Origin of the sequence: Streptococcus sp. 2154 (genome assembly GCF_013277255.1) — a bacterium.
Lineage (GTDB): Bacteria > Bacillota > Bacilli > Lactobacillales > Streptococcaceae > Streptococcus > Streptococcus pseudopneumoniae.
This window is the reverse complement of sequence record NZ_VMMK01000064.1, coordinates 1-7,743: the sequence shown is the minus strand read 5'-3', so window position 1 is coordinate 7,743 and position 7,743 is coordinate 1. Positions and strand designations below refer to the sequence as shown.

At 40.5% G+C, this 7,743-nt stretch carries 7 protein-coding genes and 1 pseudogene; 2 read left to right on the top strand and 6 right to left on the bottom strand.

Annotated elements, in window-relative coordinates:
- Positions 1–24 precede the first annotated feature (24 nt).
- The 5 genes from HT693_RS10235 to HT693_RS10215 form a co-directional block, all read right to left on the bottom strand.
- Complete coding sequence (locus HT693_RS10235) at positions 25–1,089, bottom strand: DUF6574 domain-containing protein (protein ID WP_172925152.1); 1,065 nt, start codon at positions 1,087–1,089, stop codon at positions 25–27.
- A 62-nt stretch (positions 1,090–1,151) separates the two neighbouring features.
- Entirely contained in the window at positions 1,152–2,063 is a 912-nt protein-coding gene (locus HT693_RS10230) for a DUF4097 domain-containing protein (protein ID WP_172925151.1), read from the bottom strand.
- Positions 2,056–2,649: a DUF1700 domain-containing protein gene (locus HT693_RS10225; RefSeq protein WP_138704741.1), complete on the bottom strand. Its 594-nt coding sequence runs from the start codon at positions 2,647–2,649 to the stop codon at positions 2,056–2,058. The genes HT693_RS10230 and HT693_RS10225 overlap by 8 nt, the downstream gene beginning before the upstream one ends.
- Positions 2,636–2,962, bottom strand: coding sequence for a PadR family transcriptional regulator (locus HT693_RS10220; protein ID WP_138701588.1), 327 nt, complete (start codon positions 2,960–2,962; stop codon positions 2,636–2,638). Before HT693_RS10220 ends, HT693_RS10225 begins: the two co-directional genes overlap by 14 nt.
- A gap of 138 nt (positions 2,963–3,100) precedes the next feature.
- The gene (locus HT693_RS10215; RefSeq protein WP_138704740.1) at positions 3,101–4,267 is read right to left on the bottom strand and encodes a CynX/NimT family MFS transporter; all 1,167 of its coding nucleotides are present in this window, start codon (positions 4,265–4,267) and stop codon (positions 3,101–3,103) included.
- A 57-nt stretch (positions 4,268–4,324) separates the two neighbouring features.
- Here HT693_RS10215 and HT693_RS10210 point away from each other — a divergent pair.
- A pseudogene (locus tag HT693_RS10210) lies at positions 4,325–5,469 on the top strand (glycosyltransferase family 2 protein).
- 53 nt (positions 5,470–5,522) lie between these two features.
- The gene (locus HT693_RS10205) at positions 5,523–7,373 is read left to right on the top strand and encodes a nucleoside-diphosphate sugar epimerase/dehydratase (RefSeq protein WP_001035691.1); all 1,851 of its coding nucleotides are present in this window, start codon (positions 5,523–5,525) and stop codon (positions 7,371–7,373) included.
- An 84-nt stretch (positions 7,374–7,457) separates the two neighbouring features.
- Here HT693_RS10205 and HT693_RS12140 read toward each other — a convergent pair whose 3' ends face one another.
- Positions 7,458–7,628: a hypothetical protein gene (locus tag HT693_RS12140; RefSeq protein ID WP_050280265.1), complete on the bottom strand. Its 171-nt coding sequence runs from the start codon at positions 7,626–7,628 to the stop codon at positions 7,458–7,460.
- Positions 7,629–7,743: the final 115 nt, after the last annotated feature.

Genomic DNA, 7,743 nt, shown 5'->3' with positions numbered 1-7,743 from the left:
AGAGATTTTCGAAGAGTATGAAGTTTAAAGAAAGGCCAAGATACGAAGATAATCTCCAATCAGTGCCACTTCAGCTACAAAGAAGAGGAGGATAATAACTCCGTTCACAAGGACAGACAAGAATAACTGATAGAAGGAGTCGGCTTCACTTGCTTGACTTGGTCTGGTAATGATATGGAGACTAGCAAGCAGAATGATTCCAATGCTAATCACACATAAAAGGGCTGAAAATCGTAGGCTATCAAAGAAGGCAAAGAAACTAGCAATAGCAGTGAGGAAGATTGGAATTGCCAAGAGTTGACTATATTGTTGGAGAACCTTGTCTAGCGTCCAGTCCTTTTCTTGGTAGATAAATCGTCTCACGACGAAACTACCCAAGAGGAATGAAAAGAAGAAGAGTGTTGTCGCTACTAGGATAGAGATAATCGAAAAGAGAGTTAAAGGTGCTAGTTGCTCAGGGAAGTGGCTGTTTATAGTTGCTATATGTCCATAGTAAGCATGTTTGATGTGGTAGATACTAAAGAAAAAGGAAGATGCAGAAAACAGAATGAGCAAGAGAAAGGCTGTATAGCTGTGTGTGCTACTTGTTTCAAGATTGTTCGTAGGAGATTTGATTGCTTCCACTAGCCAAGACCAAAAATCAAGCGCTTGCTCTTTCCATTTATCCCTAGATTTTGGAGCTTGGTCGGGGATATAAGGACTTTCTAAAGATTTACTGAGAAGAAGAGGCTCTTTCGTGGTTGCTTTTTGCTGAGGAAGAGCTTCTTGGCTCTCTTCAGCTATAGTGACTTTTTCTGTTTCTCCAGAAAGATCTGGCTCTTCTTCACTAGAATTAGATGCCTTCTTTTCTTCTATTTCTGTTCTCGCTTCACCGTCTTCAGGAGTTTCAATTTTCTCTTCTTGCTGGCTTTCCAATTCGACTTCAGCTTGAGAGACTTCCTCCTCTAACTGAGTATTTTTTTCAATTGGTGTATCGAGATTGGCTATCGTTTCTTCAGCCTTGTCTGCAACCTCTTGAGCTTGCTCTTCAGGCTTGTTCTTGCTTGTTGTTTTTACAAAATCATTACTTTCAAACCATTCTTGTTTCATGGTAGAACCTCCTTTTTAGTTAGATAAATATGCTTCTATAGTAGCAGATGTAAGCGTTTTTGTCAACGCCTGCTTGGGGTGGATATTAGCTCAATATCATCATCAGATCTCGCAATGAGTTGATCCTTGACATCGGTTTTTTCAGTTTTGTAAGGGTTGCTTAATTCCGTACCTCTTGATTCAGGCTCTTCTCTTGTGAATTGGAAGATAGAACCGTAGTTACTTGAGATGTCCAAGTTAATTCGTTGGCTTTCTTTCTGGTCTAGGATGATTCGGAGATAATCTTTGGCAGTCAGTTCAACCTTACCATGGACTTGGATATTTTCAGCGTGGAAGTGATGTTCTGTTGACTCTAGCTGACTATCTGTAAGATCTGTATCAAAGATATTAACGATATTGGGCGTTGTGAGTTTACTGTTTTTGATACGACTTCCTTCAATTCGGAGGATATAGCCGTTTGTATTGAGGGCCGCATTTTCAAGGCTAGCATTTATGATGGTGGTTTGTCCGCGATTGGCTGAGATGTTGATCCCTTTTAGAGTTCTCCCTTTCGGTAGTCCGATGATGACATCATTAAAACGATTAGATGAACTACTTACAATATGGAGAATCCCATCAATTCCAGAAGAGATAAATGGACTTTCAGACAGTTTCTTATCAGTGAGACTCAGAGTTCTATCGTTCTGATTGGTGATAAGATCATGGTGAGCAGAAAGTGATGGATGGTAAGAAATGTGGATTTGATCATCGAAAGAGTCTGTGATGGTCAGCGCGTGTTGGTGGAGAGTGATCTCTAAGTTTTCGACTTCCTTGCCAAAGGTTAGCTCTTCCGTACGGCTATCATAGACAGGTTCTTTGGACATGGAAAGTAGGCTCTTAATCCCGTCAGATTGGATACCTACAAAGAGCAGGATAAAGCCGACAACGGTAGTCACCACACCAAAAATGAGAAATCCTTTTGTCAATTTACGCATGCTGGTCACCTCTCTTTCCTTTTTTGAGAACAAATTGCACCAAGCGAACAATGAGTAGACCGAAGAAGCGGGCTACATAGGAAATACCTAGTAAAACTAGCGAAGAAGCACCGATGGCTAGTAAACCAGAACCGAAAATCAAGATAAAGGCTGATTTGGCTTGGGCGAGAACAGTGAAACTTTCAACTAAAAATAGGAATCCGCCGATGATACCAAGTATGGAAACCGCAAAGAAAGTCAAGATGACAGTCAAGGCTGCCACAAGGATTGCGAACAGGGACACGAGGATGGCGATTCCCAGAGGAATACCGATGGGTGCTGCAAGGAGAGCTAACAAGGCGATATGCAAAATTTGTCGGTTATTCTTTTGAGCGGGTGCCTCATTGATTTTTTTATCGAGAAGATTGGAGAGAACCTCGTGGGCCGCTTCTTTGGGAGTTCCCAAGCTAGCGATGAGTTCTTCTTCTCCTTCGACTCCAGCATCGTCAAAGAGTTCCCTGAAATAGTCCATGGCTTCGATACGGTCAGCTTCAGGTAGTTTCTTGAGATAGAGTTCTAGCTGAGTCAGGTATTCAGTTCTTGTCATGGCGGATACTCCCTTCTATGATGCCATTGATGGTGTCTGTATAGAGTGTCCATTCATCTTTTAGGGTCAAGAGCTGTTCTATACCACCGTTTGTCAAGGAGTAGTATTTGCGCATGCGACCTTGGAACTCTCTAGAATAGGTTGTCAGAAAGCTATTGCTTTCCAATTTTTTGAGAATGGGATAGAGTGTGGATTCTTTGATATTAGCGATCAGCTTAATGGTTTGGCTAATCTCATAACCATAAGAATCACCCTGCTCCAGTACAGCCAAGATGAGAAATTCAATCAAGGCAGAGGATGTTGGAAAGTACATGGGAAACCTCCTTTTCTAATGTGTAAGATTTTTATATATAATTTTTCTACACATACATTGTACATCTAAAAGAAAGCCCTGTCAAGAGAAATGTGTAAAATTTTTATATATAAAAAACTTCTAGCTAAAACTAGAAGTTTAAAGGATCTTATCCGCTCTGTCCACTGTAAAGAGGGCCACAGTCATCAGGATATCGATGAGCAAGAGGGCAGCTACAGATGGTACCCAAGAGTGGAACAGGTCAAAACTGTAACCAAAGAGGGTTGGCCCAAAGGCTGCTAGGATATAGCCTCCTGTTTGAGATAGGCCGGACAATTGGGCTGTCTTTTCAGGGGCGCTTGTCTTGAGTGAAAAGTTGACCATGAGATAAGGGAAGAGGGCACTGGTTGCGGTTCCGATGAGGAGATGGATGGCAAGCCAGTAAATGAAATTATTGATTGGGAAAAAGAGCATGGAAATGCCGACCACACCAGCTAGTGAAACCAGAGTGAGCATGAGCTGACGGTTGCGAGTAGATAAACTGGTTGTCAGGCTTGGGATGGTCATTGAAAAAGGAATGCTAATCAGAGATAAGATAGAAGTCAGCAAGCCAGCTTCGTGACTGGATAGGCCTGCATGGATAGCCATGGTAGGTAACCAGGTCATGACGGTGTAAAAGATCAAGGATTGAAAACCTGAAAAGATAATAATTGCCCAAACCTGTTTATTACGCATGACCTTTATTTGACTTTTTTGTTTGGTTTGTGGAGCTAGTCTATGATTATAGCGGTGATTTGGGAGCCAGACCAAAAAAGTTGCTAGACAGAGTAACGTGAGGAGGAGGATAAGTCCTTTCCAAGAACTGGCTTGTGTAATGGGCACAGCTAGATAGGAAGCCAGAGCCGTTGCAATCCCCATAGAGGTTACATATAAGGTGGTCAGAAAACCAATTTTCTTTGGTTGATTGGCTTGGATAAGACTAGGAAGCAGGACATTGATGACTGCGACACTTGCCCCAACCATCAAGGTTCCTAGATAGAGCAGGGGCAGATTGATTAGTCGAATAAGTGAGCCGATGGTCAAGAAGAAGAGGCTGTAGGTGAAGAGATGCTCCAAGCCGATTTTCTGAGCCAGTCGGGTAGAAAATGGTGAAAAGAGGGTAAACATAAGGAGAGGCAGGCTGGTCAAGACACCAAGCGAACTAACTTCTACCTCTAGACCTTGCGAAATATTTCCCAAAATAATGGGTAAAACAGTAAAAGGAGTTCGCAAGGAAACACCAATCAGGATAATACCTGGAACAAAAAAGAGTGATTGCTTTTTCATATAATACCTCTTATAGCTGATTTTAATAACAGCTTATTTTAAGGCTTTTTCACTATAATGTCAAGTAAGGTTTCTGGCTTTCAAGATAAAAATGGGAAAGTCTTGAAAATTATGATAGAATGGTGGAAGGAAAAATTCAGGAGAGTAGTAGTGACTCAAAATGTTAAAAGTCTTCTCGTATCCATTGTAATCAGTGCATACAATGAAGAAAAATATCTGCCTGGTCTAATTGAAGACTTAAAAAATCAAACCTATCCTAAAGAGAATATTGAAATTCTATTTATAAATGCTATGTCCACAGATGGGACCACAGCTATCATTCAGCAATTGATAAAGGAAGATACAGAGTTTAACTCAATTAGATTGTATAACAATCCTAAGAAAAATCAAGCTAGTGGTTTTAACCTGGGAGTTAAACATTCTGTAGGGGACCTTATTTTAAAAATTGATGCTCATTCAAAAGTTACTGAGACTTTTGTAATGAACAATGTGGCTATTATTCAACAAGGTGAATTTGTCTGTGGGGGGCCTAGACCGACGATTGTCGAAGGAAAAGGAAAATGGGCAGAGACCTTGCATCTTGTTGAGGAAAATATGTTTGGCAGTAGCATTGCCAATTATCGAAATAGTGCCGAGGATAGATATGTTTCTTCTATTTTTCATGGGATGTATAAACGAGAGGTTTTCCAGAAGGTTGGTTTAGTAAATGAGCAACTTGGCCGAACTGAAGATAATGATATTCATTATAGAATTCGAGAACATGGTTATAAAATCCGCTATAGCCCAAGTATTCTATCTTATCAGTATATTCGACCAACATTCAAGAAAATGCTGCATCAAAAGTATTCAAATGGTTTGTGGATTGGCTTGACAAGTCATGTTCAGTTTAAGTGTTTATCATTATTTCACTATGTTCCTTGTTTATTTGTTTTGAGTCTTGTGTTTAGTCTAGCATTGTTACCGATCACATTCGTATTCATAACTTTACTATTAGGCGCCTATTTTTTACTTTTATCACTACTCACTTTGCTGACTTTATTAAAACATAAAAATGGATTTCTAATTGTGATGCCCTTTCTTTTATTTTCCATTCACTTTGCTTATGGCCTTGGAACGATTGTAGGTTTAATTAGAGGATTTAAATGGAAGAAAGAGTACAAGGGAACAGTAATTTATTTGGAAAAATAAGCCAAATAAATTAAAATGTGCTACAATAACAATATAGTAAAACTCTTTTAAGGAGGAGTAGATTGACATGAATAAAAAACTAACAGATTATGTGATTGATCTGGTGGAAATTTTAAATAAACAACAAAAGCAGGTTTTCTGGGGAATATTTGATATTTTCAGTATGGTGGTTTCGATCATTGTATCTTATATTTTATTTTATGGGCTGATTAATCCAGCACCTGTTGACTACATTATCTATACGAGTTTGGCCTTTCTGTTCTATCAATTGATGATTGGTTTTTGGGGGTTGAATGCTAGTATTAGTCGTTACAGCAAGATTACGGATTTCATGAAAATCTTTTTTGGTGTGACTGCCAGCAGTGTTTTGTCTTATGGAATCTGCTATGCCTTCTTGCCACTCTTCTCCATCCGTTTCATCATTCTCTTTATCTTGTTGAGTACCTTCTTGATTTTATTGCCACGGATTACTTGGCAGTTAATCTACTCTAGACGCAAAAAAGGAAGTGGCGATGGAGAACACCGTCGAACCTTCTTGATTGGTGCTGGTGATGGCGGAGCCCTCTTTATGAACAGTTACCAACACCCAACCAGTGATTTGGAACTTGTTGGTATTTTGGATAAGGATGCTAAGAAAAAGGGTCAAAAACTTGGTGGTATCCCTGTTTTAGGCTCTTATGACAATCTGCCTGAATTAGCCAAACGCCATCAAATCGAGCGAGTTATCGTTGCAATTCCGTCGCTTGACCCGTCAGAATATGAGTGTATCTTGCAGATGTGTAATAAGCTGGATGTCAAATGTTACAAGATGCCTAATGTTGAAACTGTTGTTCAAGGACTTCACCCAGCAGGTACTGGATTCCAAAAAATTGATATCATAGACCTTTTGGGCCGTCAGGAAATTCGTCTTGACGAATCGCGTCTGGGTGCAGAACTGACAGGTAAGACCATCTTAGTCACAGGAGCTGGAGGTTCAATCGGTTCTGAAATCTGTCGTCAAGTTAGTCGCTTCAATCCTGAACGCATTGTCTTGCTCGGTCATGGGGAAAACTCAATCTACCTTGTTTATCATGAATTGATTCGTAAGTTCCAAGGGATTGATTATGTACCTGTGATTGCGGACATTCAAGACTACGACCGTCTCTTGCAAGTCTTTGAGCAGTACAAACCTGCTATTGTTTATCATGCGGCAGCCCACAAGCATGTTCCTATGATGGAGCGCAATCCAAAAGAAGCCTTCAAAAACAATATCCGCGGAACTTACAATGTTGCTAAGGCTGTTGATGAAGCCAAAGTACCTAAGATGGTTATGATTTCGACAGATAAGGCGGTCAATCCACCCAATGTTATGGGAGCAACTAAGCGCGTGGCGGAGTTGATTGTCACTGGCTTTAACCAACGTAGCCAATCGACTTACTGTGCGGTTCGTTTTGGGAATGTTCTTGGTAGCCGAGGTAGTGTCATTCCAGTCTTTGAACGTCAGATTGCTGAAGGTGGGCCTGTAACGGTGACAGACTTCCGTATGACCCGTTACTTTATGACTATTCCAGAAGCTAGCCGTCTGGTTATCCATGCTGGTGCTTATGCCAAGGATGGGGAAGTCTTTATCCTTGATATGGGCAAACCAGTCAAGATTTATGACTTGGCCAAGAAAATGGTCCTTCTAAGTGGACACACCGAAAGCGAAATTCCAATCGTTGAAGTTGGAATCCGTCCAGGTGAAAAACTCTACGAAGAACTCTTGGTATCAACAGAACTTGTTGATAACCAAGTTATGGATAAGATTTTCGTTGGTAAGGTTAATGTCATGCCTCTAGAAGCCATCGATCAAAAGATTGAAGAGTTCCGCACTCTTAGTGGAGATGAGTTGAAGCAGGCTATTATCGCCTTTGCCAATCAAACAACCCACGTTGAATAAAAAAGAAAAACGCATATTATCAGGTCTTGAGCCTTGGTAATATGCGTTTTGTTATGTAGAGGCTTATACTCTTCGAAAATCTCTTCAAACCACGTCAACGTCGCCTTGCCGTAGATATATGTTACTGACTTCGTCAGTTCTATCTGCCACCTCAAAACGGTGTTTTGAGCTGACTTCGTCAGTTCTATCTGCCACCTCAAAACGGTGTTTTGAGCAACCTGCGGCTAGTTTCCTAGTTTGCTCTTTGATTTTCATTGAGTATAAAAGTGCTCCAGGCCATATTTTACACAGCAATAGTCTTCTAAAAATGGACAAAAAACATTGTAAAGGCTATCAAAAAGGAGTATAATGAGTGCAAGAAATTTCGGAG

Bases quoted from the DNA above. Each gene is read 5' to 3' on its own strand.
- HT693_RS10235 (WP_172925152.1), bottom strand. From the start codon at position 1,089: ATGAAACAAGAATGGTTTGAAAGTAATGATTTTGTAAAAACAACAAGC.
- HT693_RS10230 (WP_172925151.1), bottom strand. From the start codon at position 2,063: ATGCGTAAATTGACAAAAGGATTTCTCATTTTTGGTGTGGTGACTACC.
- HT693_RS10225 (WP_138704741.1), bottom strand. From the start codon at position 2,649: ATGACAAGAACTGAATACCTGACTCAGCTAGAACTCTATCTCAAGAAA.
- HT693_RS10220 (WP_138701588.1), bottom strand. From the start codon at position 2,962: ATGTACTTTCCAACATCCTCTGCCTTGATTGAATTTCTCATCTTGGCT.
- HT693_RS10215 (WP_138704740.1), bottom strand. From the start codon at position 4,267: ATGAAAAAGCAATCACTCTTTTTTGTTCCAGGTATTATCCTGATTGGT.
- HT693_RS10205 (WP_001035691.1), top strand. From the start codon at position 5,523: ATGAATAAAAAACTAACAGATTATGTGATTGATCTGGTGGAAATTTTA.
- HT693_RS12140 (WP_050280265.1), bottom strand. From the start codon at position 7,628: ATGAAAATCAAAGAGCAAACTAGGAAACTAGCCGCAGGTTGCTCAAAA.